The sequence below is a fragment of the Bradyrhizobium genomosp. III genome (assembly GCF_000261705.1).
GTDB lineage: Bacteria > Pseudomonadota > Alphaproteobacteria > Rhizobiales > Xanthobacteraceae > Bradyrhizobium > Bradyrhizobium ottawaense.
This window is the reverse complement of the sequence record NZ_AJQF01000282.1, coordinates 39259-65674: the sequence shown is the minus strand read 5'-3', so window position 1 is coordinate 65674 and position 26416 is coordinate 39259. Positions and strand designations below refer to the sequence as shown.

Genomic DNA, 26416 nt, shown 5'->3' with positions numbered 1-26416 from the left:
GGCGCCCCCAGCCATAGTGATGGCCACGGCCCCTTCCCCACCCGTAATGATGGCCGCGGCTACCGCGGTGCCCCCATCCGTGGCCGCCGCCATGACCGTGGCCACCTTTGACTTCGATCGCGGTCGAGGCAGGTCCACCAATTGCATTCGAAGTTGCAACAGGCATGGCCGAGACGGACGTTGTAGAAGCTATGGCAACAGCGCACGTCAGATAGCTAAGCCTGCAAATCCATTTCATGTATTGTGCCTCCCTGTAGCCGGCGCAACCGTCGCGACCGGGTATGACCCCAACAGTCCAACCGGGAAAAAGTTGCAATCCTGCGACTATGGTGTCGGAACGACGCTGCTGCAAGGCGAGGCTTGGTTGAACGAGGGTGGCGGCCGGTGTTCGGACGCCGTGTCTCCTCGCCTGCTACGACTGCTAAACGTCAAAGGCTTCCCTCGGCGTCTCCACGATGACTTTCCGCTCAGCCCTGAAGGCGGACCCTGCGAAACCGAAAGGGGAGGTCAGCCACGGGCCAATTCCGGACATACCAGCAAATCCGCGGTGGGAAGCCAATCGAGGTGGCCTATCGCCTGCGATGCTCGTCCAACCAGTCCTTTACCAGAAAATAGCCTGGCCGGATTGCGACCTCGCCCAGTTCGTCCGTTGCGAAAGTTGGCCGAAGAAGACCCTCTAATATCAACATGTCGGCATAGAACCGAAGCGGCCTATCAAGCCCGCGTATGCGGGTCCAAGCAAGTCCGTCGATGAACTCGCGCAGCAGCGACATGCACTCTTCATGCTTGGCCTCTTTCGAGATTGGTCGCTCGACGATCAACTGCCACTGATTGACCAACTCGGAGTATGCGCGGACTATTCGCGATACTGCCATAGGTCTCCTCCGCCCGACCGCTTAAGCACCTTATGCCGCGATTGAATAACCGTAAAACATCAACCTGTCGCATAGCAGAACGCAATAATTTTATGCATCCCTACAAGTCTGTTTCGGGTCGATACTGTTGAAAAAGTCCTCTGTGGCGCGCATCCCAAATTTCTAAAGGCTGCTGGTGCGCTCGACGCCGTCTGACGCGAGGGACCACGTCATTCCTTGCGGGATCGCTGTGTGTTTTCCTAGTCTCGTGGCAACGGCCTTTATTGCCAAGACTCGACTAGAGCTGATCCGAGCGAGATTTTTGCTGTCTCTCTACTTTCGACTTTTTCAACAGTATCGGTCAACAGCGGAAATCGGCACGCGAGCGACAAGTCTCATGCGGCCCAGAAGCAGACCCATGCAGCGCAACAGGGCTAGAGAATAATGACGCCTTGCCGAGGCGATCCCGCAACCTTAATGCATCGATAGCTCACTCGGAGGCACTAGTTCAAACGGTTCCAAGAGCTGAGATTGCTGACCAATCCCCTATCTCACTGCAAACGGAGCCTGATAAGGCCGGCCGAACGGCACACCGTTGATAACGGTCTGGATCGGCTTGAGATAGGCCCTCCCGTCCCTCTTGTTGTTGCGGGTATCGAGAAAGCTGACCGGTCCCTCCACTAGTTCCATGACGCTGACGTCTCCGGGCGCTCCAACCTGCAGGGTGCCAATCATCGGCGCACGATTGATGACCTTCGCCGGAGAAGTCGTGGCCATGGCAACCACCTGCTCGAGCGTGAAGCCAAGCGCCATGAACTTGCTCATGACATTCGGCAGGAAAGGGATGCCCGGCGAATTGCCGGAGAAGACGTGGATGTCGGAGGAGATGGTGTCCGGCGTGCATCCGCCCGGGATCGCCACTTCAGCCACCGTGAAATCGAAGCTGCCACCGCCATGACCGACATCGAAGATGACACCGCGCTGCTTGGCCGCCAGGGCCGCAGGCAGCAGGTTGCCATCTTGAACGATATTCGTGAAGACGTTGGACATGTTCGGGGCGCCTGAATAGGCGTGGGTCAGCACGTCGCCCGAGCGAAGCAAGTCGAGAATTTGCGACATCAACTCCTTGGTCTCGACCCCGCCGATATGCACCATCATCTTCGCCGGCCAGCCGCACTTTTCGCAGGCCTGGATGCCGCGTTTGAGGGGCTCGAGCCCGTATTTGAAGATGACGTTCTCGGACATGCGTACCTTGACCCCGAGCAGGAAGTCTGCATTCTCGGCAAGGGCCATCGCGCAGGCCTCGGTTTGCGCGTTGTCGATGTTGTACAGCTCTGACACGGGGGCTGCGGAGAGGCCGTTATTTGCGATGTGGAGGAAGGCGTACATCCGGGCTCGGGTCTGCGCCACGATGAAGCGGCGCAAGGCCGCCAGATTGTTGACGCCGGCATCACCTGCCGACACGACGGTCGTGGTGCCCTGGAATTGCACGAGCTCGTCGGCGGGAATGCCGATAGCCGAACCGTATGGATAGACGTGACAGTGCAGATCGATGAGGCCTGGCATCACGAGCTTGCCCGACGCGTCGATGCTTTTCAGCGCGCGTTCGGCCGCGATCGTCTCCTGGACCGTTTCTATCCGGCCCCAGCGAATGCCAATATCGCGTCTGGCGCGCAGCGACTGGCTGGGGTCGAGTACCTCACCGCCACGGATCACCAAATCGTACTTGTCATTTGGCCCCATGGCGGCACGCGCGGGCGAGGCGAGACCGACCGCTGCGGCTGACGTCGAAAGTGCCAAGAAATCGCGACGCGACAACGCGGACATGATGGCCTCCTGTGCTCCTGTTCGCGAATACGGAATAAGCAGCCGCTCTTCGGCGGCAAACCTTGCGATCTTCCACTGCCACTCATGCTAAGTCCCGTCGGGTTGCGACTTTGACCTAAGCAAGAGGGCTCATTCGAAATCAGGAATTCGCGAAGTGAAAATCCTGGTTCTAGCCAGCTGGCGCTTTTACTTTAGCACGAGAAAAGTTGCGCGCGAGGTCCGAGATGGGTACATCCGAAGAAGTCAATTTGAGCAAATCTCGTCCACCATGCGCCCAACGTAAGCGTAGAGACCCAATGTCAATCGGATTGAGGGGGTGGAGCTTTACCGTCCGGCGCGCCCTACCCGGGACACCGGAAATCTCATTACCCTAGTTTTCGTAAAGACTTCCGAAGGATGGCGTATTGCTCACGCTCACAAACTACCATTACCTCCGATCAAGCAGAAAATGGGTCATTAGTCGGCTTTGGGTCAAAATGCGAAAAACTCAGCGTTAGCAAATCTAGTCCGTTCCGCCCACTAAGCGGACCTCAAAGAGAGGTGTGGCCACTTCGCATCTGGGCCCAGCAGCAGACATCACATGCCTTGGCCTGTTATAAAGCGCGCTCGTTGAGGCAAGTGAAAATGAGCAAGACGCAGATTACCGATAGCCGACAATAAACTAGGGGTTTGTCATCAAGGCTCTGAGCTTTGGGGGCTGCAGCGATACATAGGGTTCCAGCACGCGCCCGCAGATGCAGCGTATGGACAATCTGACGAGATGCCACGTCCCAAGGCGGGGTCGGTTGGCAGCGACCCTCTCTCGAACGGCTAGAATTGTCGCCTGATCCCTTCTACACTTAATGGACAGGCGGAGCGGTCATGTCGCGAGAGAATGGAGGCCGAGGACGCAGGTTGGCGGCCATCATGGTCGCCGACGTGGCGGGCTATTCTCGGCTCATGCACAATAACGAAGAGGCTACACATGCCCGCCTCACGGCGCTTTTGACTGATGTTGTCGAGCCGACCATTAGGCAACACGGAGGCCGCATCGTCAAACACACCGGCGACGGCTTCCTCGCCGAGTTCCCGAGCGCGGTCGAAGCGGTTCGAGCAGCCGAGCACTTTCAGAGTGGCGTTGGAGACCTCGCAGCCGGAGAGGAGGAAGAGAAGCGCATTGTCTTTCGCGTTGGCATCAACATCGGCGACGTCATCGTCGAGGCGAACGATATCTTCGGCGACGGCGTCAACATCGCCGCCCGCCTTGAGGGGATCGCCGAGCCCGGTGGTGTTTGCCTTTCCGCGTCCGCCCATGATCAGGTCAGCGGGAAGATCGACGTCGAATTCATTGATCTCGGCGAGCATAGCCTCAAGAACATTGCGCGTCCGGTACGCGCGTATGCAGTGAAACGCAACCGGCTCGACTTTGTCGCACAGGGCTCAACGTCGCGTGAGCTCGCCGCGCCGCGTCTGTCGATCGTTGTGCTTCCTTTTGCTAATTTCGGTGGCAATCCCGATCAGGAATATTTTGTCGACGGTATCACCGAAAGCCTGACGACCGACCTGTCGCGCATCCCAAGCGCCTTCGTCATTGCACGCAATACTGCGTTCACCTTCAAGAACAAACCGGTGGACGCCCGCGTCGTCGGACGCGAGCTCGGTGTGCGCTATGTGATGGAAGGCAGCGTGCAGAGCAGTAGCGATCGCATCCGCGTGAATGCTCAGCTCATTGACGCGACAACCGGCGCGCACCTCTGGGCCGAGCGTTTCGACAAACCGCGCGCCGATATTTTCGACATGCAGGACGAGATCACCACGCGCCTTGCCCGGATCGTTGGTGTCGAGCTTGTAGCCGCTGAAAGCCGGCGGGCGGAGCGTGAGCGGCCAGGAAGCATGGACGCCATCGACCTCGCGATGAGGGGCTGGGCGATTCTGAACCAGCCCCTATCGCTGCGTGGCCACCGCGCGGCATGTGAGCTCTTTGAAGACGCGCTCCGACGGGACGATCGCAATGTCGAGGCGTTGATCGGCATTGCCAACTATCATTCTGATGAGGTTCGTACGTTTGCTTCGACAAACCGGGATGAACAGCTGCGTATCGCCGGGACGGCGATCACTAAAGCTTTGGATCTCGCTCCGCGTAACGCCGCGGCACATCTTATCTATGGGAATGTGCTTCATGTCTCGGGAGCGACAGAGCGGTCCCTGCGCGAATTCGAATTTGCCATCACTCTTGATCGCAACTTGGCTTGGGCTCACGCCAATGCCGGCTTTGCGAAGGTGTTGCTCGGGCGTGCAAAGGAGGCGGAAGCGGACCTCATGAACGCTATCCGGCTGAGCCCGCGTGATCCCGGGTTGGATCGCTGGCACGCCCTGCTCGGAATTGCAGACTTGTTTCTTGGGAGGCTGCAATCGGCGCTGGACCGATTGCGCAAGTCGATCGAAATGAACCCGAACGTCGCCATGGTGCATTTTTTCCTGGCCGCCGCATCCAGTCTGAGCGGGCTTATGGACGAGGCGAGCGCGGCGCGGGAAGCCGGCCTCCGGCTCGACCCGAACTTTACGGTGGCCCGATTTCGCAACGAGCGGCGCAGTCAGAACGCTACATTTTTGAGCCAGAGGGAGCGGATCTATGAAGGCCTGCTCTTAGCTGGCGTGCCGAAAGGAGAATAAATGTCCTCCACGGCTGGTGAAATGCATGTCTGCTTTGGGTCTTGGCTGTGTGAAAACGCCAAGATGGTTGAGAGCGATAGAAGAAGTTGTTCGTCCAAGGCCGATCTAGCGCTTATGCGCGCAACCGATTTCAAGCCAGACGGAACGCAATTCTAGCCGTTTTTCGCCTCCTCGCGTTTTTACACAGCAAGGGTCAATCGCGTCGATTCCCTCGCGTCCCCACGTGTCTGGTCCGGCCTCGACTGCCGACGTCCGGGACACGATGCCGATCTTCGCCTTCGGGCCAACAGCGAACATCACCGCTTCGTTCGTCTTTGGACTGAACTTACAATTTCCGCCGCTGCGTTTTGAAGCTCGGCCAGATGATGAGCTGCGAAGGCTTCGATGGAGAACGCTTTTTTGAGCCAGAGCATGTTGATCGCTCCAAGCACGCGGGGACCATCGCGCAGGGGAACCGCGATCGAAAATAAGCCGTCCGAGTGCGGCGGCCCACCATAATAGCCCCCGCTGTGCATTGAGTTGCGTATGCCATAACCGCGCTCCCGCACCTCGTCGAGAATAACGTTGAGCCGCCCCGGTTCACGTGCAAGCCGGTCTTCGGGACGGCTCGATTTGCGAAGTAAATCGAGCACGCGTTGACGTTCTTTCGTCGGACAGTACGCAAGATAGGCTGTCCCGACGGCGGACCACAGCCAGTTGACAGGCAGTCCGATCCGCTCCTGCTGCAACAGGAAGGGACTCCGGGCCCGGGTCGTTTCGCGGATTTGCATGTGATCGCCTGCGGGCACCATCAAATCTGATGGCCAGGAGACGCGCTCGCACAAGCGCTCCAGGATCGGCGCCGCGGCTTCCGCTATCCGGTCGTGATGTTCGCGACGCGAGGGTGCATGCGAAAGCATGGCACCGATCCGGTAACGCCCGTCACCAAGCCTCCGCGTCACAATACCTGCTCGGGCGCAGGTGTGCAGGATGCGCAGTATGCTTGGTTTCGAGATGCCCGTGAGGAGGTAAAGCTCCTGCAGCGACGAATCCGGCTGCATCTGCAGCGCTTGCAGAACACGTAATCCGCGTTCCAAGCTCTTGATAACTTTTGGCCCGGACATCGAGTGACCTCACACGTTCCACGGCGTGAAACGTACCATTTCACACTGCGGAACGCATGCCGATTTTCCTAGCTCGGCGCGAACAGGGGGCCGAAGCTGGCGTGCGTGCTGAAGTTCACTTTCATCGTTTGATGGAGACTTCCATGACATCTCACCTGTTTCGCCACTCCACCGTCTTATCAGTTGCGATCCTGCCTCTGCTTGCCGCCACAGGATTGGCGCAGTCATCCTTCCCAACGGGGACGATTCGGTTCGTGGCGCCTAACTCGGCTAGTACCCCGCCCGACATCATCAGCCGCATTATCTCGAGGGAACTAACGGAATCCGAAGGCTGGCGAGTCATTGTGGAGAACCGGCCGGGCGGCGTCACCACGATTGCGGCGAGCGACGTCCTGAACCAGCCGTCGGACGGCAACAGCCTCTTTGCGATGTCTGTACCATCGGTTGCAGCACCGTCGCTGTTGCCGAAAATCGCGTACGACCTAAGCAAGGACTTCGACCCTGTCATCAAGGCTACCGTCTCCTACAATGTGCTGGTCGTGAATCCATCGGTGCCGGCCACGACGGTGGCCGAACTGGTAGCGCTGCTGAAAAGCCAGCCGGACAAGTTGACGTTCTCCTCGGGTGGCTTCGGCACGCCCGCACATCTTATCGGCGAGCAGTTCAAGCAGCAGACCGGTACGCGCGCCCAGCACGTTCCCTACGCGCAATTTTCGCAAGCGATCGGCGATTTGCTCAACGGCACAAACACGTTTCAGTTCATCACCGTATTGCCGGTCGTTGACCTGATTAAGACGGGCAAGCTGCGCGCTTTGGCGGTGACTGGTCCGAAGCGTGTCCCGGCCCTTCCCGACGTCCCAACCATCATCGAAGCTGGCTATCCCTCTCTCGTGGTTGAGGACTGGACGGGTTTCGCGGTCAAGCACGGCACCCCCAAGGAAACTGTCGCGCGGCTTAATGCAGCGATTAACAAGGCGCTGCAAAAGCGATCGGTCCAGGAAGCGCTGGCAAAGATTGGCGCCGAACCGGCAGGCGGCACGCCGGAGCAATTTGGCCGCATGGTCGGCGACCAGGTCGCGCACTGGTATCAAATCGTCTCCGGCGCCGGCATAAAGGTAGAGTAGCAATGACCGCTGATTTCCGGGTGACGCTGCTCGGGACGGGGGTACCGATCCCCCGTCCCGACCGGTTCGGGCCCAGCACGTTAATCGAGGCCGGCGGCCACACTCTTCTTATCGACGCCGGCCGCGGTGCTACGATGAGGCTATTTCAGCTCGGCGTTCCCATAGGCAGCATCGATGCACTGTTGCTCACGCATTTTCATTCCGACCACACTACAGGGATTCCAGACCTCTGGCTCACCGGCTGGCTGAGCTCTTATTTCGGCAACCGCCGGCGGCCTCTTAATGTGATCGGGCCCGTCGGCACCGCCAAGCTGATGCATCATATTGAAGCAGCCTATGCGCACGATATCGACATCAGGGTCGCGGATGAGAAGCTCGCCCGTGAGCACGCCGCTATCGACGTGAAGGAATTTGCTGATGACGGCGCCGTTTATCAGGCCGGCGACCTAAGGGTTGTTGCCTTCGCCGTCGACCATGGTGAGGCCATTAAGCCGGCTTACGGCTATCGAATCGAATATCAAAATCGGGTTGCCGTGATCTCCGGTGACACCCGCTACAACGTCAATGTGCTGCGCTACGGCGCGGGCGCTGACCTGCTGGTGCATGAGGTCGCCATGGCGCGGCCGGAACTTTTGAGCGAAGTTTACATCCGGCGCATTCTCAATCATCACACCTCGCCTCAGGAGGCTGGGCGAGTGTTTGCGCAGACCAAGCCGAAAATGGCCGCTTTTACCCATCTCGTCATGCTCGCGAGTAAGACCGTCGCGGCGCCTGCTATAGCCGATCTAGTAGCGGCGACACGCGAGACCTATTCCGGGCCGCTTGTCGTCGGCGAAGATCTGTCGAGCTTCGAGATAGGCGAGACAGTTACAATCGGACGTTCAAAATCGGAGATCTGAAAATGTCGGCTTCGGGTCAAAATCGGTCGTCCAGAACGCCGCAATCAGTTTCTGCTCCACACTCGCCAGCCGACGTCCCATCGATCATTCCGTTTGGAAGCGACGCGCCAGAGGCTGACATCGAGCGTATGGCGTTTTACTTTCCGCCCCAGCAGACGCAGACGAATGCGGAAACGGCTCCGGGCAAGCTTCCGACAAAAACGGGAGGACTACGAAAGCCGAATGGAAGCGGCACAAAGTAAACGAGGCTGACCGAGAGCAAACCTCCGAAGAATAAGCAAGCGACACTGCTCGACCAGAGCGGAAGTGATCGATTGATCATCTCTCGATCAAGGCAATAGACGAAAACGGCAAGAGGAAGCCCGAACAGATAGATAAACGGCATGCCTACGATCGTGCCAAGGAATAGCAAGCCGGGCTGTCCGAGCACCGCGCAAAGCACAATCCAGCCAATGAGGGGCGCTACCAGCACAAAAATATATTGTCGGCGGACTTGTGTAGCGTCCATCAGTCAGCACAAGGCGGTTCGTTGATATTTACTCGTCGACGCTGGCGACGAATGGCGCGGATACACTCGAAGCCGACGTAACCGAGCATCAAGAGGACCATGAGAGCCGGGACAAACTTGCCGGGGTGAAGCGCAAGCTCGTGAACGCGGATCGTCCGCTAAGGGTCACAAGCAGTCCTCCACCGGCTGCGTGAGCTGAGGGACCACAAGCTGGCGAGAAGACTGATCACTAACAGCCATTAAAAAGCTTTAGGGGGAGGCCCACCATCCGTCGGGAAAAACAAGCAACGTCCAATCCACTTGGTTGTCGCTCTGAGGGGGGCTGACACCTCCTGCATTTCTGCCTGGTGGCGTGAAGCGACTGCGACGGACAGACAGGACGCGGAGATCGCGGCTTCGGAGGCGGCGAGAAGCATGGCGTCTAGAGCGCAATGCTGGTGCACCGCGGGCGCGCTCTGCATCTTCGACTAGACTTCGAAGGTCTTCCAGCTCTGAGAGCTGAGAGGCAAGGTCGCAAAGTCGTTGCAGATAAAGGATCGCGCGAGAGCTTCGCATAAATGTCCTCCACAGTACAAAACGCACTACTAGGACGGGAAAAATCGGCAATCTACCATGGCCAGAGACCGGCTTTCAATATGTCAGGCTCACTGGCTCTAAGAGGCGATCGCCTATTGCGCGCCTGCAAGCGGGCACATAAACCGCCAGACCAAATGCCACGGAGGGCTATAGCGATTTGCATAGTCCTGCCGCGCGGCATCGACATGGCGGAGCGGCTTCGCTGCCCTTGCGCAGCAGCAAATCTTGACAATAAATGCTGGGCGACTGGGGCGGACTGAGGCGTGCCGTGAAACTTCTGACAGAGTATCTCGAGCGCGCAGTTCAGCTGGAAGCTTTGGGACGAAGCGAAGCTGACCCGGCTTTCAGGCAGCAGCTGTTCGAACAGGCCAAATTATATCGTGAGCTGGCGGCAAGGCGGGCCAAGGATTATGGGCTGCCGCCCCCCAGCCCTCCGGAAACTCAAAATTGAGCAGACATGGCTTAATCACGATCTTGCTGAGCTGGACTCGTCTCAATCTGCTGAAGTTGCTCGAGCAGCTCAGCTTCCAGATCACGAAGGTTCTTCGCACTTACCCCTTCCGAAAAGTCTTTCTTTAACCGCCGACACCGGGCGAGCTTTTGCTCGACTGCCAGTTTTTCCTGTTCAAGGTCCATACCGCTGAAATTCCCGCGAGACGGAAATGTTCCGGGATTTCACGTGCCGAAGGTGTGTCACGGGGCCTGACGTTTTCAGGAAAAAGTGGCAATATGCGCAAATGGAGCAGGATAGATCATCGAAGCGACGCCGGGTCTTCAAATCTGGGAAAATCATATTTGGCCCGACAGCCCTTGATTGCGTCGTGAGAGATATTTCGGAAGTCGGAGCGAGGATCGCAGTCAAAAGCCCGCTCTGGTTTCCTGACAATTTTGTGCTCGGTATTCCCTCTGACGGTCTCTTGCGGCATTGCCACATCGTCTGGCGGCAAGACGGTCAGTTTGGGTTGGCGTTCGACGATTAAAGGGCGCCTCGGTTGGCGGCCATTAGTGCTGCGTCGGCTGCTCTGGGATCTGCTCGCCGTGCAAATGGTCGAGGACCTCGCCGAGGTCGCGCATATCGAACAGTTCCCCGCATATGGTGCAGCGGATAAAGTGCTCGCGTTCGTCCTCCGCGGTGAAGCCGGGGGATTTGCCTTCGGTCGGCATCAAGCGACGCTGCGCAGCGGCAGGGCCAATTGTACGTTGAACGGACTTGTCGCATTGGCGTGTATGAAGTCCTGCAGGGCAGGCGAGATCTCCGCATCTGTGTTGGCGGCGCGTTCGGCCAGGGCGTCAGCGATGTCAGGGGTTGCGTCCCGCGACCACCCCTCGACCGCATTGAAGCACACGATGCGGAGCGGATAGGCGTATTGCCCGGAAAGGATATCCCGCAGGACGGTCTTGAGGTCGGTATCGGCTTCGTCGGTCTCGCGCCAGGCGCATCCCGCGCGAGCGCCGAAATCCTCGAGCACCAGGTAGATATCGCGGTCCAGACGGTCGGCCGGCACGATCGAGGGCGAGGAACGCATACGCAAACTCCGAACTCTGGGCGAAGAGACGGCCCCGGCAGGGGATTTTCAACGGGGGTAGGCCGGGGCCGCTCCGCCGGCTTGGCGGCAGCCGGCGAGACTCTTAATTTTTTCACAAGACCTTCGTTCCAGTCGTTCGATCCTGCAGCTGGGCTCTACGCAACGGTGCGGTTTGGTCGCGATTGCAGCTTGAGATGCCTAGTCACAGTCCAAAGTGCGTGAGAAAATCAAATCATAGTCGTGCGTCGCGGAGGGAAGCCCGATGCGCCTTGCTTTGCCTTATCTCGGAATTTGTCTCTGCACCTGCCTCGCGGCATGGCTGTCCTTGGTGCTGATCTACTGACCGAGTAGGTCCTCACCAGACGTCACCAACGTCACATAGGTGCCGCTTTCGTGGAGCGTCAGCCAGCCCTGCTGGATGGGGCGAGGCCGGCGCTGAATTCGCTGTGCCGCTACGCCGCCGCAAAGTCGCTCGGGCTCGCCGAGGTGCCGGTGGTGCCGCTCGGGCACCTGTCCGAGGCCGCCCGCCGGGCCTACTGCATGGCGGACAACCGCATTGCGGAAAGCTCGACCTGAGACGAGCAGCTGCTCGCCCGCGAGATGGCGTATCTGCGGCAGGCCGGCGCCGTCGACCTGGCGTGCTCGGTTTCTCCAAGAAGGAAATCGACCGGCTGCTCAAAGGTGCGCACGGCGGGCCACGCGGGCGCACGGAGCCCGATGCGGCGCCGGCGCGGCCGAAGGTCGCCGTCTCCCGGCTTGGCGACACCTGGCTTCTGGGCGGCCACCATGGCCCAGCAGCTCAGATATACGCCTATCCGTTGGCGCAGAGCCGCACGGTCCAGCAGGAGCAAACTGAGGCGGCATCTTCAATCGTGGAGTCATCCATGAATGGGATCATGGATATGATGACCGGGATGGGATGGAGCATAAGCCTGATCGTCCTGCTCGTTCTCGCGCTGATCGTGCTCGGCATCGCTGCGCTCATCAAGTACCTAGCCAAATAGCGCGACGAATTAGGACGCGGACTCATTAAGGCGCAGCCACAGCCTGATTGACGCGAGTTGAACGAATGCAAGGTAGTTGGCAGCGAGCCTATCGTAGCGCGTCGCGACCCGACGGCAATGTTTGATCTTGTGGAAGAACCGTTCGACCTGATTGCGAGCGCGGTAGAGATATGGGCTGAAGCAGATCGGGGCGCTGCGATTGCTTTTCGGGGGGATGTTGGCCCACGCACCCTTCTTCATGGCAAGCTCTCTGATCCAGTCGGCGTCATAGCCGCGGTCGGCAAGCAGCATTGCCCCGGATTGCAAACGAGACAGCAGTTTTCCGGCAAGTCGAACGTCATGGGCCTCGCCGGGGCTCAACGCCAGCCGTACCGGCCGACCATTGCTATCGACCACCGCATGTATTTTGCTCGTCAACCCGCCGCGTGACCGTCCCATCGATTGGCGCTGGTTCCTTTTGATGCAGGCTCCATGCTGGTGCACGCGGACAATGGAGGTATCGATCATCTGGACGCCGGTATCATGGGCGCCGGCAAGTGCTTCCATGATACGGCTCCAGACACCCGCTCGCCGCCACCTGACAAAGCGGTTATAACAAGTGGTATACGGACCAAACGCCTCGGGGAGATCACGCCAGGGTGCTCCGGATCGCAAGACCCAGAAAATTCCATTGAGGACACGGCGGTCGTTAACCCGAGGAACGCCACGCGGCTTGTTAGGGAGCATGGGCTTGATGGCAGTCCATTCATAATCCGCGAGTTCGTAGCGCATGATTCGGGCCCCAGTTTGGAAGTTTGAATCACGGCAATCGCACCGAAAGCAACGCCTAGATTTCCTCTGGTCCGGCGCTTACGGGCAGAGCGGACATCAAACAACCGATAGTCCCCGCCGAAACCGTCGAATATGACCCGAAGCACCGTTGGACCTGATGTGGCGAGTTCGCCAACTTAATCGGCGAACAGGCGCACCGCCGAGCGGCGAAGGCCGCTGACGGACGGCATTTTTAGTCGATCCGATATCATCTCTCTGCAAGACGGAATGGAATCTTTTAACGAACTGCCGACTCGAGACCTTGGAGAATTTCACGGGCGCGCTTTATTGAAAAATCATGTGCCGCCCGATCGAAGGACGGGCTCCCCCGCATCATGTAACCGTGGCGCCCCCCGAGAAAGATGTGCAGTTCGACGTTGTCCATACTCGCCGCTAGATCACGATACGCTTCCAGCACCTCGACCGGCGCGCGATTGTCCTCGTCGCCCCAAATGAGACAGACTTGCTCGCGAACCCCGACAAGTTCGTGAAGATAGTCCAGCATCTGGGATCCGTGGCAGCAGATACCGGCGGCATAGCCAAGTCGTTTCGGCCCGAGAATCGCATACGGGCCGCCGTAGCAAAACCCCATGACCACCGCCTGGCCATTGAATTGCGGAATTGTGCCGAGGTGCCTCAAGGTATCGATCATATCGTCTTCGCCGGCCTTGATTTGCTCAAGGCGCGGCTCGGCGCGCTGGGCCGTGCGCGGGTCGTTCCGGGAAAGCGGCCCGGCAATCGAACGCCAGAACAGATCCGGCACCGCGACAACGAAGCCGTATGCCGCAAGCTCGTCGGCGATTGCGAGCATGTCGGTATCCACGCCATGAATGGCGGAAGCAAGCACAACGCCAGCAGCCCGCTTTTCAGGCTCGGGCGTGACCAGATAGCAATCGAACGCGCCGCCGCCTTTCGCGCAAATCCTGCTGAACTTCCCTTGCATCTCGAATCCCACCTTTCGCTTGAGGTGCAGCGGCAATGCCTGGTCCAGCTGGGATGCGCGGTACAGAGATTGCGGCTGCCCAAGACACCGTTATCTATTCCGGTCGGATCTTCGCGAGGCGGATCACTTTGGCCCACTTCTTGGTTTCACCGGCCATCAGCTTGCCGAAATCGCCGGGCGAGCCGCCGAGTGCCGTCGCGTCGAGACCACGAAGACGCAACCTGAACCCCGGATCGGCCAGAACGGCGTTGGTCTCGTTGTTGAGCCTGTCGATAATCGCGGCCGGCGTGTCCTTCGGCGCGCCGAGGCCGAACACCGAACTCGCCTCGTAACCTGGCACGAATTCGCCGATGGCTGGAACATCCGGCAGCGCTTCGGATCGCGCGGCCGTCGTTATCCCAAGCGCACGCAGCTTGCCGCTCCCGATGTAGCCGATCGATGGCGCCAAGTTCACAAAGACGACCTGTACCTGCCCGCCGAGCAGATCCGTGATCGCGGGCGCAACGCCTCGATAGGGCACATGCTGAAGATCGAGTCCGCCGGCTTCCTGCTTGAACAGTTCCGCGGCGATATGGGTGATCCCGCCCACGCCACCCGAACCATAGGAGAGTTTCCCGGGATTGGCTCTGGCATAGGCGATGAACTCTGGAATTGTATGGGCAGGAACCGATGGGTGTATCACCATCACCAGGGAGCCACGGGTCAGACTCGCGACCGGCGCGATATCCCGCAGGAAATTGAAATTAAGATTTTCGTAAAGCGTTGCATTGATCGCGTTGGGGGAGCCAACCAGCAGGAGAGTGTAGCCGTCCGGAGGCGCACGCACGACCGCATCAGTGGCGATGTTGCTTCCCGCTCCGGGTCGGTTCTCGACGATGAATTGCTGGCCCAGCCGCTCCGAGCACCATTGCGCCACCAGACGCGCAAGGATGTCATTTGGCCCGCCCGCGGCGAAGCCAACCATGATGCGCACTGGCCGGGACGGGTAAGTATCGGCCCGAGCCAAGCCCGACAGCAGAGGTGGCGCAGCCATCCCCATTGCGAGGTGCAGAAATTGACGTCGGGAGGGCGTCATACGCATTGCTCCGTCGAACCTGCACTCGCACCGGCTCTCTTCAACGCGCTGAAGATAGTTGATGCTGTCATAAGCGCATAAGGCTATTGTCTGATGAGATCATCTCAAAACGGAAATGGGTACTCTCATGCAGATGAGTGATCGCATCGGAAAACGAATGAAGCTGCAGGACCTGCATGTGCTGATGGCGGTGGTGCAGGCTGGCAGCATGGGCAAGGCGGCGCTCATACTCGATACCACCCAGCCTAATATTTCGAGATCGATCGCGGAGCTTGAGCATGCGTTCGGCGTCCGCTTGTTGGATCGCCACCGGCGAGGGATAGAACCGACGGAGTGCGGCCGCGCCCTGCTCGATTGCGGTAGCGCCGTCTTCGACGAACTACGCCGCGGTGTGAAGAGCATCGAATTTCTGGCCGACCCCACCGCTGGTGAAGTGCGGATTGGAACCACGGCTTTTCTGGCGGCGAGCTTCGTCTCCGCTCTCATCGATCGGCTCTCCCGGCGTCATCCGCGGATCAGATTTCAGCTCTTGACCGGCTACCTAGAGACACTGCACCGCGATCTTAGCGAGCGCAAAGTCGATCTGTTAATCGTGCGGAGCAGCGGCCCGATGACTGACGAGCGGTTGCATTTCGAATTTCTTTTTGAAGATCACTATGTCGTCGCGGCTGGTGCGAAAAATCCTTGGACGCGGCGCCGCGACATCCAACTCTCGGATCTGGCGGAGGAACGTTGGGTGCTTCCACCGCGGGAGAGCGTGATCGGATCAATCATCACGCAAGCCTTTCGCGCCGGCGGATTTGAATATCCACGCGCGACGGTCGTCACTGATTCCCCCCATATGCGGGTCAGCTTGCTGGAGACAGGGCGGTTCATCACGGTTTTCCCGTCTTCCGCACTGAAATTTCTCACCAAGAGGGCAGCGCTTAAGGTGTTGCCCGTTGAACTGCCGGCGGCACGTCGACCGAACGGGATCGTCACTGTTAAGGATCGCGCCGTCAGCCCGCTTGTGCAGATCGTCATTGACAGCGCCCGTGAGCTCGCAAAGCCGACGGCGAAACGAAAGTGACAAACCGTATGTCTACTTTGGGCCATCGCGACATATTGCGCTGCGGCACGGACTTGGTCGCTATTGCGGTGGCGGACATCGCCTTGTCGCATCTCGGCGCTGGGTTTATGGGTACATGGCCTAGGGCTTGCGCCGCAGCACTTGCTGATCGACGCCAAGCGATTGAAGGAGATCGATATCCCCCAGCAGGCCATCATCAAGGGCACCAAGTCAGCCAGCATCGCTGCGGCGTCGATCCTCGCGAAAGTCGAGCGCGACACGGTCATGCGGACTCTCGACGTCCGATATCCCGGCTACGGCTTCGCGGATCACAAGGGCTATCCGGTGCCAGCTCATTACGAAGCTCTCGCCAGGCTTGGTGCATGCGCAGCTCACCGGAGATCGTTCGGACCAGTCCGCAAGGCTCTAGGGCTACCGCCCCTGCCGCCCTGGCCTTCAGCAGCCGAGCGCGAAGCCGGCTGACCAGGAGTTTTTGCTCCGCCTCGGGTGCCTTATTTTCGCGGCCAACTCCTTTCGCGAACGACGTCCTTAGCCTGTTTGTCGGACCGCAGGCCGAGATAGACTGGCTGGCGCAGCTCTCCCTTGCTGGTCCACTCGGCGAACTTCACCTCCGCGACCAACGAAGGACGCACCCAGGTCGTGACCTGCTCATCCTTTACCTTGGCGGGAAAGGGCGACTTGGGCGTCTTGAGCTTCAGGAGCTTGCCGTGAAGCTCTCCGAGAACCTGGTGGCTGAAGCCGGTGCCGACGTGGCCAATGTACCTCCATGCCTCGTCCTCGCGTACCGCCAGCACGAGAGCGCCGAAGAAAGGCCGGGTTCGCCTAGGCGCCGTGAACCCTGCGATCACGACCTCCTGCCGCTGTGCCGTCTTCACCTTCAGCCAATCAGCGGTCCGGCGTCCCGAGGCGTACGCGCTGTCGGCGCGCTTGGCCATGATGCCTTCGAGATGTCTCCGCTCGGCTTCTGCGAAGAACTTAGTTCCCTTGCCTTTGCGGTGGTTGCTGAATGCGATCAGCTTGTGGCGCGGCAGGATGCTCTTGAGCCGCTTCTTGCGCTCGAGGAGCGGCAGCGCGCGTAGGTCTTCGCCGTCCGCGAACATGAGGTCGAACGCGCAGTACAGAAGCTTGGCCTCATGGCGCAGGGCATTCTGGAGCAATTGGAAATGGGATGCGCCGTCCTTGCCGATCGCGACGAGCTCGCCATCGATCACGGCATCCGCCTTCACGCCCTCTAGCGCTTTCGCGACCTCGACGTAGGAGTGGCTGATGATCTTTCCATTGCGGCTGTAGAGCGCGACCCGACCACCCCGGACTTCCGCGACCATACGAAAGCCATCGTATTTGTCCTCGAAGACCCAATCGGCATCGTCGAACGGCGCGTCCGTCAGCGTGGCCAGCATGGGCTGCAGGCGACGAGGCAGGGTCGATTGTCGGGCCATGGTTCGATCTCTCTACAGGGCCGGCAACGGCCGAAACGAGGAGGATGGAAGGCGAACCCGCGCGATATCATCAGCCGCGACCGTCCCGCCAACCCGTACCACGCCCAGCACCCCGGACTTGAACGGAGGGCCCGTTTGCGCCGACGAGAGGACCTGCCGCTTGAGGCCAGATCGGAAGCGGTCGATGAGGACGCAGGGCGTCCGGAGGCCCGTCAGCTCGACGACCGCGGACGGCCCGAGCTCAATCAGGGTCCCGAGTGGCATCCGTTCGAGATCCAATCCGGCGGTGGTGACGTTCTCGCCGAGGTCGCCTGCGCCAACCTCGAAGCCAGCTTCTAGGAGGGACGGGAAGAGTTCGGACGGGATCAAGTGGACTTGCCGGAGATTGGGCAGGCGGGGCCGGCGGCGTGCCAAATAGCGGTGCCGGACGAAAGGGCCGGCGTGGGCGTCGCCTTCGACGCCGTGGCCTTGCACCAGCATTATGCGCTCCTGAGTTGGTTTGCTGAAGTGGTGCCCGCGCTCGGCGGCGACCGCCACGACCCTGCCCGCGAGCGCCAGATCGTGCCCCTGCGACATCAGGCGGCGCGCGCGAGCGAGCGCCGCTTCTGACGCAGATAGCGCGTGATCTCCGGGAGCGTCATCGCGTTCAGGACCCGGTCGGCAGGGACACCGCCCTTGCGGGCCATCTGAACGCCCCAGTGCATGTGGTCGAGTTCGGGGATCGAGTGCGCGTCGGGATTGATGCTCAGCATACAACCGAAGTCGAGGGCGGCCTGGTGCCAACGCCAGTCCAGGTCGAGACGCCATGGGTGGGCATTGATCTCGACCACAACGTCGTGCTTGGCGCACGCCCGCAGCACCTTCTCTACGTCGATTTCGTAGCCCGGCCGTCGCTGGAGCTGCCGCCCCGTCATGTGGCCGATGATGGTGGTGTGAGGGTCGGAGATGGCCCGAAGCAGGCGCTGCGTCTGCGCCTTGCGATCCAGCTTGAAGCGCCCATGGATGCTGGCGACCACGAAATCGAAGCGCTCGAGAACGTCGTCGTCATAGTCGAGCGACCCGTTCGCCAGGATGTCGGACTCGATACCCTTGAGGATCCGGAAGTCCTTGCCAAAGCGCTTGTTCAGTCGATTGGCTTCCCGGTGCTGCTGCGCGATCACCTCAACGGAGAGACCGCCGGCATAGTGGGCAGACTTGGAATGGTCCGCCACGCCGAAGTACTCGAAGCCGCGCTGGCGCGTGGCCTTAGCCATGGTCTCCAGCGTCTCGGTGCCGTCGGAGGCATCGGTGTGGCAGTGAAGAATGCCGCGCAGGTCCTGGTCGGTGACGAGCTTCGGGAGCTTGCCTTTCAGAGCCAGTTCGAGCTCGCCGCGGCCCTCGCGGAGCTCGGGATCGATGAAGGGCAGCCCGAGCGCCTGGTAGATGTCCGCCTCCTCGCCGGCGATCAGCGTGCCGCCCTCGTGCAGGCCGCCAGGGTCCAGCCGCATGCCCTTCTCGGCGGCCAAGGCTTGGAGCTGCTCGATGTGAGCGGCGGAGCCGGTGGCGAAGAGAAGGGCAGCACCGAAGTGCTTTCGGTCGGACACGCGGACTTGCAGTCCTTCGGCCGATGGCACGGACGTCTTGTCCGGCTTGGCAGCCTCCGCAACGATTGCGAGATCGCCGACGAGTTCGCAGCCGCGGCGGAAATCGCCGGCGATTGTCACACGCTTGAGTTCGGGGCGTGACGTGCGGATCGAGTCCTTCGAATGCGCGAGCAGCGCGGCAGCGCGGTGCAGGTGGAGGCGGCCTTCTCCGCTTTTGGCGATCGCGAGGTTCTGCAGGATCTTGGTCTGTAGCGCGGCGCCGAGTCCTTTCGCCTTCTTGATGCGGTCGCCCTTGGCGGCGGCCTCCAACTCCGAGAGCGAGCCGATCCCGAGATCCTTGTACAGGCGCAGCACCTTCTCCGGACGAAGGCCGGGTACAGCGAGCATCTCGAGCACGCCCGCCGGAATCTCCTTCCGCAGCTTTTCGAGGCTGGGGTGACTGCCCGTCTTGTGAACCTTGGTGATGATGTCGGCAATAGCATCGCCGACGCCCGGGATCTCGGTGAGCCGGTCCTCGGCGATGAGCACATCGAGCGGGTCGGCAAGAGCCGTCAGGCTATCCGCGGCCCGAGCGTAGGCTTTTACGCGGTACGGATTGCCGCCGCGCAAGGCGCTGCGCTGCGCATATTCTCGAAGGAGGCCTGCTACCGCGCGGGTGTCGAGGGCTGGCACTCAATGAGCCTCCCGCCCCATGTGCTGCGATGCCGGTGGAGCGACACGACGTCGATCGCTCGCGACCACGTCAGCCTCCCGATCGAGCGACCTCTCGAGCTTCTGCGCTGCGCGGAAGTCCTCGAGGTGCTGCATGTTTGGAGCGTAAGCGGCCTCTTTCTTCAGGAGGTTATAAATTCGTCCCACCACAAGCTGCAGGTGCTTCATCTTGCCCTGCGGCATCGAGCGGGCCTTGCACAGAGCCCGGACGGCATAGGCACGAAAATAGTCAAAGGCATCTGACATGATTCGATAACGTCCGTTGTCGTCTATGGTTCGGAAGCGGGCCTCCAGCTTGCGGGAGACGCGGCGAGCAGCTCATGGGCCGTATAAACGGCGCTCGCCGCAACAACCCGGCCCGTCAGCCGGCAGGTAGGAAACGGGTGTGGAACCTGCGAATCCTGGCGGCGTTGCACCCTCATTAATCATTCGCGATAGGAGTACCCGATGGCTGCAAAGAAGAAGACCGCGCGAGGGCGCAAACAGGACCGAGCGCGGGTAGCCAAGGGACAGGACTATGAAATCCGCTACGAAGCGAAGAAGACCGGCCGCTCGGCATCGGCGGTGAAGAAAGCCGTCAAGAAGGTCGGGAATTCCCGCAAGCGCGTCGAGAAGCGCCTCGGCCGCTAGATTCCGTCAAATCCTGCCGGAAAACCGCGTGAAGGCGGTCAGCCTCTGCACGGTTGGCTCGACGTCCTGCATGTAGATCTGGGTACGAAGGAAGGCGATCTCGTCGTCGAGAGCGGCCTCGTGGACGTCTATGAACCAGGACTTGGGGCGCCCGTCGCTCCCGTCGTTCCAGCGATAGCCTCGCCGCTTCAGCGAGTCCTTGAGCTCGAACGCGGTCTGCTCCGCCCACACCCGCATCGTCGGCTTGCGGGCGGTCTCCAGCAGCAGGGCCAGCGCCGGCGAGCCCGTCGTCGGCAGTTCGAGAGCGAGAACCTCCAGCAGAGCGTGGCAGTCGTCGACCGCCCGGTGTGCCTGATGGAAGTAGCCGGCTCCGTGCAGCAGATAGCCGAGCTGCGAGCCCGCGAAGCCGTGTTTGCGCCAGTCGATCTCACTCATGCTGCAGCCCCAGGCCTTGTGCTCGAACACAGGCCAGTAGCGCTCCGCGAACATCCGGTCGAAGCTGCTGTTATGTGCGATCACGATGACTGCGTCGTCGACGAATGAGGTCACAGCCGCATCGTCGAATTTGTGGCCGGCCACGTCTTCATCTGTGATGCCCGTGAGTGCCGTCACTTCCGCGGAAATCGGCACACTAGGCTCGTTGAAGGCGGAGAAGGTGTCGCGGACACCGATGATCCGCCCGTCCGCAGCGTAGTCGAATTTAACCATCCCGAGCTCGATGATCTCGTCCTTGGCGTGGTCGAGGCCGGTCGTCTCGGTGTCCAGAAGGATGCCCGTCCTACAATCCTGCCCGACGGTCGGCTGGTACGCGGGCCGCGGCACCAGGCGCCGCAGCACCCGGTAGTCCGCCGACCGGCTCAAGGCCTCCGCCATCGCGGCCAGATTCGTGGTGTCCCGAAGCATGGATATGGCTTGGCACGATATCTCGCCAGGAGGTACTTGAAAAACAAGCGATTCACGGGCTTTTCGGCTGGCATCGGCCCATTAGAGCCCTGCTGCGGGCTGCCGCTTCGCCCCGGACCAACCGATGCCCGCGCGCTTGTGCTCAGCTCAATCGTCGACCGGATATGACCAGGCCCTACCGTTGGGAGCGTTCTGCTCGAGCCACTTGTCGGCGGCCTGCTTGGAGGCGAAGAGCTTGGCCCAGGAGGCGTCGCCGATCGCTCGGGAGTTCTCATCGGCTAGATGGATCCAAACGGAAGTTTGCCGCTGCCCGCCATCGACCTCGTATTCCCAGGCAACGCCCTCCGGATCGTGCTTGTCGAACCATCGGTCGGCCGCCTCTGCGGACGCGAACACCTTTACCCATTCCGGATCGCCGACATTCCGCTGTTTTCCATGCTCGTAGTCGTTGAGATAAAGCCAGGCCGTCCTTCCGGTCCGAGTCAGCTCGGCCCGATGTTCGACGGCGGCGTTGACCTTCTGCCGGTCGACACGATCCTCTCGAGGGAGAGAGGCGAGAGTGGCGTGGATCTCGGACGGGAGCCCTGGTCTGTCGCCGGGCTTTTTGTTGGCCCATTCGATCCAACGGTCGAAGGCGTCCGTCATGAGGGCCTCCTTTGCTTCGCCCGAAATGGGCTGTCCATCGTGAACGCGTCCGGCCTGACGCCATTCTCGATGCGCGCCCAGGTGACGGGCGCAGCGATCGGAAAGGATGGGCGCGCTCGCGGCGAATAGGTGCCGATGGCGGTCGTGCCGCGTCCGTTGCGCAGGTAATCCAGGAAGATCCGGCCGCTGCGCCTCGCTTGCGCCGAAAGGAGGTAGCGCTCGGGCTGGCGCGCGGCAAAGTCGGAACAGAGGCGGCGCGCGAAGCGATGCGCTTGATCGTGCAGCATCGGCGTATCAAGCGGGGCCACCAGATGGATGCCCTTGCCGCCAGTCAGCTTCGGCCAGGCGTTCAGTCCTTCGCGCCTCATGAAGGCCCGGAGTTCGAGCGCGGTGTCGGCGACCTGCCCCCAGTCAACGCCGTCGCCGGGATCGAGATCGATGACGATGCGGTCCGCGTGCTCGATATCCTCGATCGTCGAATTCCAGGGGTGCAGCTCGACGGCTCCGATCTGCACCAGGCCAAGGAAGCCATCCAGGCTGTCGACCCACAGGCGCGTGCCTTGGCCTCCCTCGCGCTTCTGGATGCGAAGCTGGTGGACGGCTTCCGGAATATCCTTCGGAAGCGGCCCCTTGTGGTAGAAAGTGGTGCCGTGAAGGTGCCTCACCATCTTGAGAGGCCGGTGGCCGAGATGCGGGAGCGCCTTCTTCCATACCCGCTCCCAGTAGTCCGCAAGCTCTTCCTTGGAAGGCACGACCGCGTCGGGAAGAAGCTGCAGGATGTTTTCCTTGGGAATGCCCAGCTTCGGCCGTCCGGAAGAGGGCACCAGGCGCGGCGCCTTCACCTTACGCATCGGAAGATCGTCCCGAAGTCCTTTGAAGACGGCCTCTCGCAGCAGGCCATCGTCGGTCAGCGCGCCATACTCCACCTCGGCATTCACGCTCGGTTCGACCCAGGTGGCCTTCGGCTTCTTGACCTTCATGTCCAGCGGCGATGTGCGGCGGATCAGCGGATCCAGCCGCTCGCGCAATTCGCGCGCGGCTGCCTCGGTGTAGCCGGTGCGCACTTTGCCCGCGTAGAGCAGCTTGCCGTTCTCACGGCGGCCCACGTAAAGGGAGGCTATCTTGCGCGGGTGAGCTCCGAGCTTCTCGACGAACGCGACGATCGGAAACGTCTCGCTCTTCTTGCATTTGAGCTTGATCCAGGTCTCCTGCCGGCCCGAGCGGTAGAGCTGGCCGAGCCGTTTGGCGACCAGACCTTCGAGACCGAGCTCGCAACCTTTCAAGAAGACCTTGTCTCCGTCGGCTTCGAGAGCCTCGACGTAGATGAAGGTCTCCGGCGCCGCCTTCAGAAGCTCGTGCAACAACTGCTTGCGATCCTCATACGCCGCCCCGCGTAGATCGTACCCGTCGAGGTGCAGGAGATCGAAGGCGTGATAGCGCACACGCTCGCTGCGTTTGCGCCCGAGCTCGCGCCGAAGTTGCTGGAAGTCGGGCAGGCCGCCCGGGCCGTAGACGACGGCCTCACCGTCGATGATCGCGCTCTTCGCCTTCAGCTCGCGAGCCGCGGCTGCGATCGAGGAAAACTGCTCGGTCCAATCGAGTCCCGTGCGCGAATAGACGGTGACATCGCCAGCTTCCAGATGCAGTTGCGCACGGTAGCCGTCGGCCTTGATTTCGTAGACCCAATCCTGACCACGTGGCGGTTTCTCGCGCAACGTGGGATCACACGGCTCGATATAACCTGGAATAGCAGCTTTGCGCGCGCCGGCAACGCGCGGTACTCCCGAACGAGACTGACGCAACGCCACGGCACACATGCGGACTCAACGCGCACCGCCGGAATCGTTCCGTCCTGCCGCCGCGGCCGGGGGTTGGCAGCGAGTCGCTGGGATCGGTGCAGCGGCTGCCCTACGGGAGCGCCCTGCCCCTCAGATCGTGAGGCGTCGCCGACCTCCGGATCAGCCTGCTTGCCACGCGGGTCTCCGCCGCAGGTCAATGGCTGGGTCGTTCTCCACGGTCTATGACAACCGGTCTGCGGTCCCGGCCAGCTTCAATTTGATGCGCGCGGGAGTCAGGCGTCGAGTGCGAGGGAGACCTGCACCTCGCAGCCCTGCGGAAGAGGCCGTCTCACCACGGTGCCCTTCATCTGCGTCGCGAGAAGGCTGACGAGCCGGGTGCCTAGCCCGCTCTTGACTTCGGCCGGACAGCCCGCGCCGTCATCCTGCACCGTCACTAGGACGTGGCCGTTCCTGGCGCGAACGTCAACCTGCACTGCGCCGCTGCGCCTCTCCGGAAACGCATACTTGAAGCAGTTCGTCACGAGTTCGTTGACGATCAGCCCGATCGAGGCCGCCTGCGAGCTTCGCACCTCTATATGGTCGCAGCGAACGCCGATCGTGATGGCGCGGACGCCGCGATGGAAGTCGGCGAGGCTCCCGCACAGGGACTGGATGTACGGCGCGAGCGCGATGCGGCTGCTGTCGGCGGTATCGCGCAAGCGGTCGTGGACCTTCGCGACCACGTCCACCCGGCTCACCGCCGACGCGATCGCCATTTGTACGGCCGGATCGCTTTCATCGGAGCAACGTGCCCTCCGGGCTCCATGTTCCGATCGACAACGTGCGCTCCCCATTGCCTATGCGTCTCAAGCCGCGTTGGCCGCTCCGCGCCATTTCGTCAGCTTGTCGGGGAGAACGCGTATCGGCTTGAACTCGGTTTCTACGTCGTTCACGCCATTGCAACGTGGACAGACGAAGCGATGCAAAATCGTGCTTGCGGACGATTGGCGAACCAGCGTCGACATGATCCATATCATCTCGACCCTGCAGTTCACGCAGGCGGGCGGCTCCAAGCCGGCGAGTGAGTCCTTCAGACGATCTACCACGCGAGCCGAGCCCCTTTCGGCCACCATAGCACGGCCACGGCAGGCGTTTGTATCATTTGGTACAGAAGGGGGCGCGGTCGGCTCGAAGCTAACGGCTATTCAGTCCTGCGCGAGGCGCAGGGAACGGGGGATTCTTCTGGTCGTTGGCGGAGCTGTGGGGCGTACTGAGGAGCCGTCGCGATGTTGGAAACCAACGATCTGCTGGTGAAGTGTCCCCGATGCGGTGCGTGGCCGATGGCCGTGAGCGCGCAGAGAAGCATGGTTGCTCAGCCTGAGGTATCCTTTCGCTGCTCGCGCTGCGGCAGCGAGGAAGCTGGACGGCTGCGCGTTGCGGGGCCGTATCTCGCCGGTCGCGGGCGAGACGCTGCGTGACTGGATGGGCCGCCGGAGTCGCGGCCCTCGGAACGCACCTCGCACGGGCGACTTGATGGATCAGAGGTCAACCTGAAAGTGGAGACGATCATGAAACCTATCCTGGCCGCTGCGTGCCTGGTTGCACTGGCATCGATTTCACCGGCGAACGCAAAGGGCTGCATCAAGGGCGCCATCGTCGGCGGCGTTGCGGGCCATATGGCCGGGCACGGCAAGCTTGGTGCCGCCGCGGGCTGCGTGATCGGGCATCATGAGGCCAACAAGCAGAAGAACCCGAACGACTCGAATGCCCAGGCGCCCGGAGGGCGGAAATAGCGGCCGCGGGCCTTGGCCTCAGGGACGCCTCGAATGAAGATCCGCTCGCACTCCGAGAGCCACATCGTCGAGCTCGAAGACGGCTCGCGCTGGCAGATCTTTCCGGGCGATCTCGACCTGACGCTCGACTGGAAGCCCGAGACCGATCTGACGGTGGTGGAATCCGAGGACGAGGTGGCCACGCACGAGCTGGTCGGAGGCAGCGCGAAGGTGCGTGTCCGGCCCGCCGGCGGGAGCTGGCCGGCGAGCGAAGTGAAGGACGCGCTGAAGGACGGCTGACGCATGAGCGAAGGACCGCAACCCGCTCGAAGAAAGCGGGCCGGGAAGGCGATGGAAGACGAGAAGACCCGATGATCGAGGAAGCGCTGAGCAGCACGACCGGCAAGCTGCTCGGAGAGCGAAGCGAGGCCGATCGGACCCAGCGCTCCGCCTGATCCGGTTCGTCCGCTCAGGGACTGGCAAGTTGCTCGGTGGAGCACCAATTCGTTTGTAGACGCCCAACACGCGGGAGGTGCGATGTCGACCTTGGCAAAGCTGCTTGCGCGCAAGCAGGCGCTCATGGAGCGGCTGGAGCACGATCCCGGTCCCAACGAACGCGAGGAGATCGAACGGCTGCTCGCGCAGCTCGAGACGGCGCTTAGTCTGCTGGCGCCAGGAGACGCGGCCGCCACGCCGAGTGCGGAATAGGACGGAATGCAGATCGGCCTCGGCAGCCGTATTGCCGCCGAGGCCGATCGCGCTCTCAAAACTGTCAAATGCTTTGGCCGTCCGACCCGCAGGTCCGGGCTTCGTTCCATCGAACGTATGCCCGCGGGTCGCTCTCGGAGCCGACACCGTGTCTGCGGTCGCAAAACTGAGGCGGAGCCCGGAGTGCCTAGGAGTCCGGGTCTCCGCAACCGTAACAGCACCGGAGCGCGCGCTCATGCCGCTCGGTACGAAACCAACTCTAGACCAGCCGGTGCGG

The 26416-nt window shown here is 61.2% G+C and carries 29 protein-coding genes and 1 pseudogene; 13 read left to right on the top strand and 17 right to left on the bottom strand.

Annotated elements, in window-relative coordinates:
* Positions 1 to 1400 precede the first annotated feature (1400 nt).
* A complete protein-coding gene (locus tag IC66_RS0123940) occupies positions 1401 to 2681 on the bottom strand; it encodes an amidohydrolase family protein (protein ID WP_038949310.1) in 1281 nt (426 codons plus the stop codon).
* Positions 2682 to 3587: 906 nt separating this feature from the next.
* Between IC66_RS0123940 and IC66_RS0123935 the strand changes: the two genes are divergently transcribed.
* Positions 3588 to 5333: an adenylate/guanylate cyclase domain-containing protein gene (locus IC66_RS0123935; RefSeq protein WP_244429152.1), complete on the top strand. Its 1746-nt coding sequence runs from the start codon at positions 3588 to 3590 to the stop codon at positions 5331 to 5333.
* Positions 5334 to 5629: 296 nt separating this feature from the next.
* Here IC66_RS0123935 and IC66_RS0123930 read toward each other — a convergent pair whose 3' ends face one another.
* Positions 5630 to 6436, bottom strand: coding sequence for a helix-turn-helix domain-containing protein (locus IC66_RS0123930; RefSeq protein WP_038949308.1), 807 nt, complete (start codon positions 6434 to 6436; stop codon positions 5630 to 5632).
* 143 nt (positions 6437 to 6579) lie between these two features.
* Here IC66_RS0123930 and IC66_RS0123925 point away from each other — a divergent pair, with 143 nt between their 5' ends.
* The 3 genes from IC66_RS0123925 to IC66_RS47175 all read left to right on the top strand — a co-directional run bounded on the left by IC66_RS0123925 (position 6580) and on the right by IC66_RS47175 (position 9994).
* On the top strand, positions 6580 to 7560 hold the full coding sequence (locus IC66_RS0123925) for a Bug family tripartite tricarboxylate transporter substrate binding protein (protein ID WP_038949306.1): 981 nt from the start codon (positions 6580 to 6582) through the stop codon (positions 7558 to 7560).
* A gap of 2 nt (positions 7561 to 7562) precedes the next feature.
* Positions 7563 to 8459: an MBL fold metallo-hydrolase gene (locus IC66_RS0123920; protein WP_049806614.1), complete on the top strand. Its 897-nt coding sequence runs from the start codon at positions 7563 to 7565 to the stop codon at positions 8457 to 8459.
* A 1352-nt stretch (positions 8460 to 9811) separates the two neighbouring features.
* Positions 9812 to 9994: a hypothetical protein gene (locus IC66_RS47175; protein WP_083859332.1), complete on the top strand. Its 183-nt coding sequence runs from the start codon at positions 9812 to 9814 to the stop codon at positions 9992 to 9994.
* Positions 9995 to 10005: 11 nt separating this feature from the next.
* Here IC66_RS47175 and IC66_RS46415 read toward each other — a convergent pair whose 3' ends face one another.
* Positions 10006 to 10179 (bottom strand): hypothetical protein, encoded by a 174-nt coding sequence (locus IC66_RS46415; RefSeq protein WP_157158082.1) that lies wholly within the window; start codon positions 10177 to 10179, stop codon positions 10006 to 10008.
* Positions 10180 to 10205: 26 nt separating this feature from the next.
* Between IC66_RS46415 and IC66_RS49245 the strand changes: the two genes are divergently transcribed.
* The gene (locus tag IC66_RS49245; protein WP_083859328.1) at positions 10206 to 10523 is read left to right on the top strand and encodes a PilZ domain-containing protein; all 318 of its coding nucleotides are present in this window, start codon (positions 10206 to 10208) and stop codon (positions 10521 to 10523) included.
* Between the two features lie 22 nt (positions 10524 to 10545).
* On the opposite strand, the gene IC66_RS46410 is transcribed toward IC66_RS49245, so the two are convergent.
* Complete coding sequence (locus IC66_RS46410; RefSeq protein ID WP_157158081.1) at positions 10546 to 10710, bottom strand: hypothetical protein; 165 nt, start codon at positions 10708 to 10710, stop codon at positions 10546 to 10548.
* Positions 10707 to 11069, bottom strand: a complete 363-nt coding sequence (locus tag IC66_RS0123900) for a hypothetical protein (RefSeq protein WP_038949303.1) — start codon at positions 11067 to 11069, stop codon at positions 10707 to 10709. The genes IC66_RS46410 and IC66_RS0123900 overlap by 4 nt, the downstream gene beginning before the upstream one ends.
* Positions 11070 to 11462: 393 nt before the next feature.
* Here IC66_RS0123900 and IC66_RS0123895 point away from each other — a divergent pair, with 393 nt between their 5' ends.
* Positions 11463 to 11645, top strand: coding sequence for a hypothetical protein (locus IC66_RS0123895; protein WP_038949302.1), 183 nt, complete (start codon positions 11463 to 11465; stop codon positions 11643 to 11645).
* 62 nt (positions 11646 to 11707) lie between these two features.
* Complete coding sequence (locus IC66_RS0123890; RefSeq protein WP_038949301.1) at positions 11708 to 12073, top strand: hypothetical protein; 366 nt, start codon at positions 11708 to 11710, stop codon at positions 12071 to 12073.
* Positions 12074 to 12082: 9 nt separating this feature from the next.
* On the opposite strand, the gene IC66_RS43590 is transcribed toward IC66_RS0123890, so the two are convergent.
* From IC66_RS43590 to IC66_RS0123875, 3 genes are all read right to left on the bottom strand, one after another.
* A complete protein-coding gene (locus IC66_RS43590; RefSeq protein WP_083859327.1) occupies positions 12083 to 12844 on the bottom strand; it encodes an IS5 family transposase in 762 nt (253 codons plus the stop codon).
* Between the two features lie 277 nt (positions 12845 to 13121).
* Positions 13122 to 13862, bottom strand: coding sequence for a dienelactone hydrolase family protein (locus IC66_RS0123880; protein WP_038949298.1), 741 nt, complete (start codon positions 13860 to 13862; stop codon positions 13122 to 13124).
* A gap of 58 nt (positions 13863 to 13920) precedes the next feature.
* The gene (locus tag IC66_RS0123875; RefSeq protein ID WP_038949296.1) at positions 13921 to 14901 is read right to left on the bottom strand and encodes a Bug family tripartite tricarboxylate transporter substrate binding protein; all 981 of its coding nucleotides are present in this window, start codon (positions 14899 to 14901) and stop codon (positions 13921 to 13923) included.
* Positions 14902 to 15058: 157 nt separating this feature from the next.
* Between IC66_RS0123875 and IC66_RS0123870 the strand changes: the two genes are divergently transcribed.
* Together IC66_RS0123870 and IC66_RS0123865 are read left to right on the top strand one after the other, a co-directional pair.
* Entirely contained in the window at positions 15059 to 15970 is a 912-nt protein-coding gene (locus IC66_RS0123870; RefSeq protein ID WP_162131341.1) for a LysR family transcriptional regulator, read from the top strand.
* Positions 15971 to 16081: 111 nt separating this feature from the next.
* Positions 16082 to 16432, top strand: a pseudogene (locus IC66_RS0123865) (ribonuclease HII); the annotation flags it as partial.
* 29 nt (positions 16433 to 16461) lie between these two features.
* Here the strand turns inward: IC66_RS0123865 and ligD (IC66_RS0123860) are convergent.
* From ligD (IC66_RS0123860) to IC66_RS45315, 4 genes are read right to left on the bottom strand one after another with little or no spacing between them, the layout of a single operon-like run.
* A complete protein-coding gene (gene ligD / locus IC66_RS0123860) occupies positions 16462 to 17409 on the bottom strand; it encodes a non-homologous end-joining DNA ligase (RefSeq protein WP_038949293.1) in 948 nt (315 codons plus the stop codon).
* A gap of 12 nt (positions 17410 to 17421) precedes the next feature.
* Positions 17422 to 17985 carry an MOSC domain-containing protein gene (locus tag IC66_RS0123855; protein WP_038949292.1) on the bottom strand — a complete coding sequence of 188 codons (564 nt, stop codon included), beginning with the start codon at positions 17983 to 17985 and terminating at the stop codon, positions 17422 to 17424.
* Positions 17985 to 19664: a DNA polymerase/3'-5' exonuclease PolX gene (locus tag IC66_RS0123850; protein WP_038949291.1), complete on the bottom strand. Its 1680-nt coding sequence runs from the start codon at positions 19662 to 19664 to the stop codon at positions 17985 to 17987. The genes IC66_RS0123855 and IC66_RS0123850 overlap by 1 nt, the downstream gene beginning before the upstream one ends.
* Entirely contained in the window at positions 19665 to 19949 is a 285-nt protein-coding gene (locus IC66_RS45315; RefSeq protein WP_244429150.1) for a hypothetical protein, read from the bottom strand.
* A gap of 201 nt (positions 19950 to 20150) precedes the next feature.
* On the opposite strand from IC66_RS45315, the gene IC66_RS0123840 reads away from it, so the two are divergent.
* Positions 20151 to 20333 (top strand): DUF3606 domain-containing protein, encoded by a 183-nt coding sequence (locus IC66_RS0123840; RefSeq protein ID WP_038949288.1) that lies wholly within the window; start codon positions 20151 to 20153, stop codon positions 20331 to 20333.
* 6 nt (positions 20334 to 20339) lie between these two features.
* Here IC66_RS0123840 and IC66_RS0123835 read toward each other — a convergent pair whose 3' ends face one another.
* The 5 genes from IC66_RS0123835 to IC66_RS46405 form a co-directional block, all read right to left on the bottom strand.
* Entirely contained in the window at positions 20340 to 21236 is an 897-nt protein-coding gene (locus tag IC66_RS0123835; RefSeq protein WP_038949287.1) for a 3'-5' exonuclease, read from the bottom strand.
* Between the two features lie 147 nt (positions 21237 to 21383).
* A complete protein-coding gene (locus tag IC66_RS42645) occupies positions 21384 to 21881 on the bottom strand; it encodes a hypothetical protein (RefSeq protein ID WP_049806612.1) in 498 nt (165 codons plus the stop codon).
* Positions 21878 to 23698 carry a DNA ligase D gene (gene ligD / locus IC66_RS0123825; protein WP_038949286.1) on the bottom strand — a complete coding sequence of 607 codons (1821 nt, stop codon included), beginning with the start codon at positions 23696 to 23698 and terminating at the stop codon, positions 21878 to 21880. Before ligD (IC66_RS0123825) ends, IC66_RS42645 begins: the two co-directional genes overlap by 4 nt.
* Before the next feature lie 254 nt (positions 23699 to 23952).
* Positions 23953 to 24513 (bottom strand): sensor histidine kinase, encoded by a 561-nt coding sequence (locus IC66_RS0123820; RefSeq protein ID WP_083859326.1) that lies wholly within the window; start codon positions 24511 to 24513, stop codon positions 23953 to 23955.
* Between the two features lie 12 nt (positions 24514 to 24525).
* Complete coding sequence (locus IC66_RS46405) at positions 24526 to 24684, bottom strand: hypothetical protein (protein ID WP_157158080.1); 159 nt, start codon at positions 24682 to 24684, stop codon at positions 24526 to 24528.
* A 543-nt stretch (positions 24685 to 25227) separates the two neighbouring features.
* Between IC66_RS46405 and IC66_RS0123810 the strand changes: the two genes are divergently transcribed.
* The 3 genes from IC66_RS0123810 (at position 25228) to IC66_RS47785 (ending at position 26139) form a co-directional block, all read left to right on the top strand.
* Positions 25228 to 25452, top strand: a complete 225-nt coding sequence (locus IC66_RS0123810; RefSeq protein ID WP_038949282.1) for a hypothetical protein — start codon at positions 25228 to 25230, stop codon at positions 25450 to 25452.
* Between the two features lie 33 nt (positions 25453 to 25485).
* On the top strand, positions 25486 to 25731 hold the full coding sequence (locus IC66_RS47170; protein WP_038949281.1) for a hypothetical protein: 246 nt from the start codon (positions 25486 to 25488) through the stop codon (positions 25729 to 25731).
* A gap of 237 nt (positions 25732 to 25968) precedes the next feature.
* On the top strand, positions 25969 to 26139 hold the full coding sequence (locus IC66_RS47785) for a hypothetical protein (RefSeq protein ID WP_193375314.1): 171 nt from the start codon (positions 25969 to 25971) through the stop codon (positions 26137 to 26139).
* Positions 26140 to 26416 lie beyond the last annotated feature (277 nt).

What these genes read in the sequence shown, in the direction of transcription:
- IC66_RS0123900 (WP_038949303.1), bottom strand. Translation starts at nt 11,069, where the DNA reads ATGCGTTCCTCGCCCTCGATCGTGCCGGCCGACCGTCTGGACCGCGAT.
- IC66_RS0123935 (WP_244429152.1), top strand. Translation starts at nt 3,588, where the DNA reads ATGGTCGCCGACGTGGCGGGCTATTCTCGGCTCATGCACAATAACGAA.
- IC66_RS0123930 (WP_038949308.1), bottom strand. Translation starts at nt 6,436, where the DNA reads ATGTCCGGGCCAAAAGTTATCAAGAGCTTGGAACGCGGATTACGTGTT.
- IC66_RS0123810 (WP_038949282.1), top strand. Translation starts at nt 25,228, where the DNA reads ATGAAACCTATCCTGGCCGCTGCGTGCCTGGTTGCACTGGCATCGATT.
- IC66_RS49245 (WP_083859328.1), top strand. Translation starts at nt 10,206, where the DNA reads ATGTTCCGGGATTTCACGTGCCGAAGGTGTGTCACGGGGCCTGACGTT.
- IC66_RS0123855 (WP_038949292.1), bottom strand. Translation starts at nt 17,985, where the DNA reads ATGTCGCAGGGGCACGATCTGGCGCTCGCGGGCAGGGTCGTGGCGGTC.
- IC66_RS0123875 (WP_038949296.1), bottom strand. Translation starts at nt 14,901, where the DNA reads ATGACGCCCTCCCGACGTCAATTTCTGCACCTCGCAATGGGGATGGCT.
- IC66_RS0123835 (WP_038949287.1), bottom strand. Translation starts at nt 21,236, where the DNA reads ATGCTTCGGGACACCACGAATCTGGCCGCGATGGCGGAGGCCTTGAGC.
- IC66_RS47785 (WP_193375314.1), top strand. Translation starts at nt 25,969, where the DNA reads ATGTCGACCTTGGCAAAGCTGCTTGCGCGCAAGCAGGCGCTCATGGAG.
- ligD (WP_038949286.1), bottom strand. Translation starts at nt 23,698, where the DNA reads ATGTGTGCCGTGGCGTTGCGTCAGTCTCGTTCGGGAGTACCGCGCGTT.
- IC66_RS46415 (WP_157158082.1), bottom strand. Translation starts at nt 10,179, where the DNA reads ATGGACCTTGAACAGGAAAAACTGGCAGTCGAGCAAAAGCTCGCCCGG.
- ligD (WP_038949293.1), bottom strand. Translation starts at nt 17,409, where the DNA reads ATGGCCCGACAATCGACCCTGCCTCGTCGCCTGCAGCCCATGCTGGCC.
- IC66_RS0123940 (WP_038949310.1), bottom strand. Translation starts at nt 2,681, where the DNA reads ATGTCCGCGTTGTCGCGTCGCGATTTCTTGGCACTTTCGACGTCAGCC.
- IC66_RS45315 (WP_244429150.1), bottom strand. Translation starts at nt 19,949, where the DNA reads ATGTCAGATGCCTTTGACTATTTTCGTGCCTATGCCGTCCGGGCTCTG.
- IC66_RS0123870 (WP_162131341.1), top strand. Translation starts at nt 15,059, where the DNA reads ATGAAGCTGCAGGACCTGCATGTGCTGATGGCGGTGGTGCAGGCTGGC.
- IC66_RS47170 (WP_038949281.1), top strand. Translation starts at nt 25,486, where the DNA reads ATGAAGATCCGCTCGCACTCCGAGAGCCACATCGTCGAGCTCGAAGAC.
- IC66_RS0123925 (WP_038949306.1), top strand. Translation starts at nt 6,580, where the DNA reads ATGACATCTCACCTGTTTCGCCACTCCACCGTCTTATCAGTTGCGATC.
- IC66_RS43590 (WP_083859327.1), bottom strand. Translation starts at nt 12,844, where the DNA reads ATGCGCTACGAACTCGCGGATTATGAATGGACTGCCATCAAGCCCATG.
- IC66_RS42645 (WP_049806612.1), bottom strand. Translation starts at nt 21,881, where the DNA reads ATGACGGACGCCTTCGACCGTTGGATCGAATGGGCCAACAAAAAGCCC.
- IC66_RS0123820 (WP_083859326.1), bottom strand. Translation starts at nt 24,513, where the DNA reads ATGGGGAGCGCACGTTGTCGATCGGAACATGGAGCCCGGAGGGCACGT.
- IC66_RS0123920 (WP_049806614.1), top strand. Translation starts at nt 7,563, where the DNA reads ATGACCGCTGATTTCCGGGTGACGCTGCTCGGGACGGGGGTACCGATC.
- IC66_RS46405 (WP_157158080.1), bottom strand. Translation starts at nt 24,684, where the DNA reads ATGTCGACGCTGGTTCGCCAATCGTCCGCAAGCACGATTTTGCATCGC.
- IC66_RS0123840 (WP_038949288.1), top strand. Translation starts at nt 20,151, where the DNA reads ATGGCTGCAAAGAAGAAGACCGCGCGAGGGCGCAAACAGGACCGAGCG.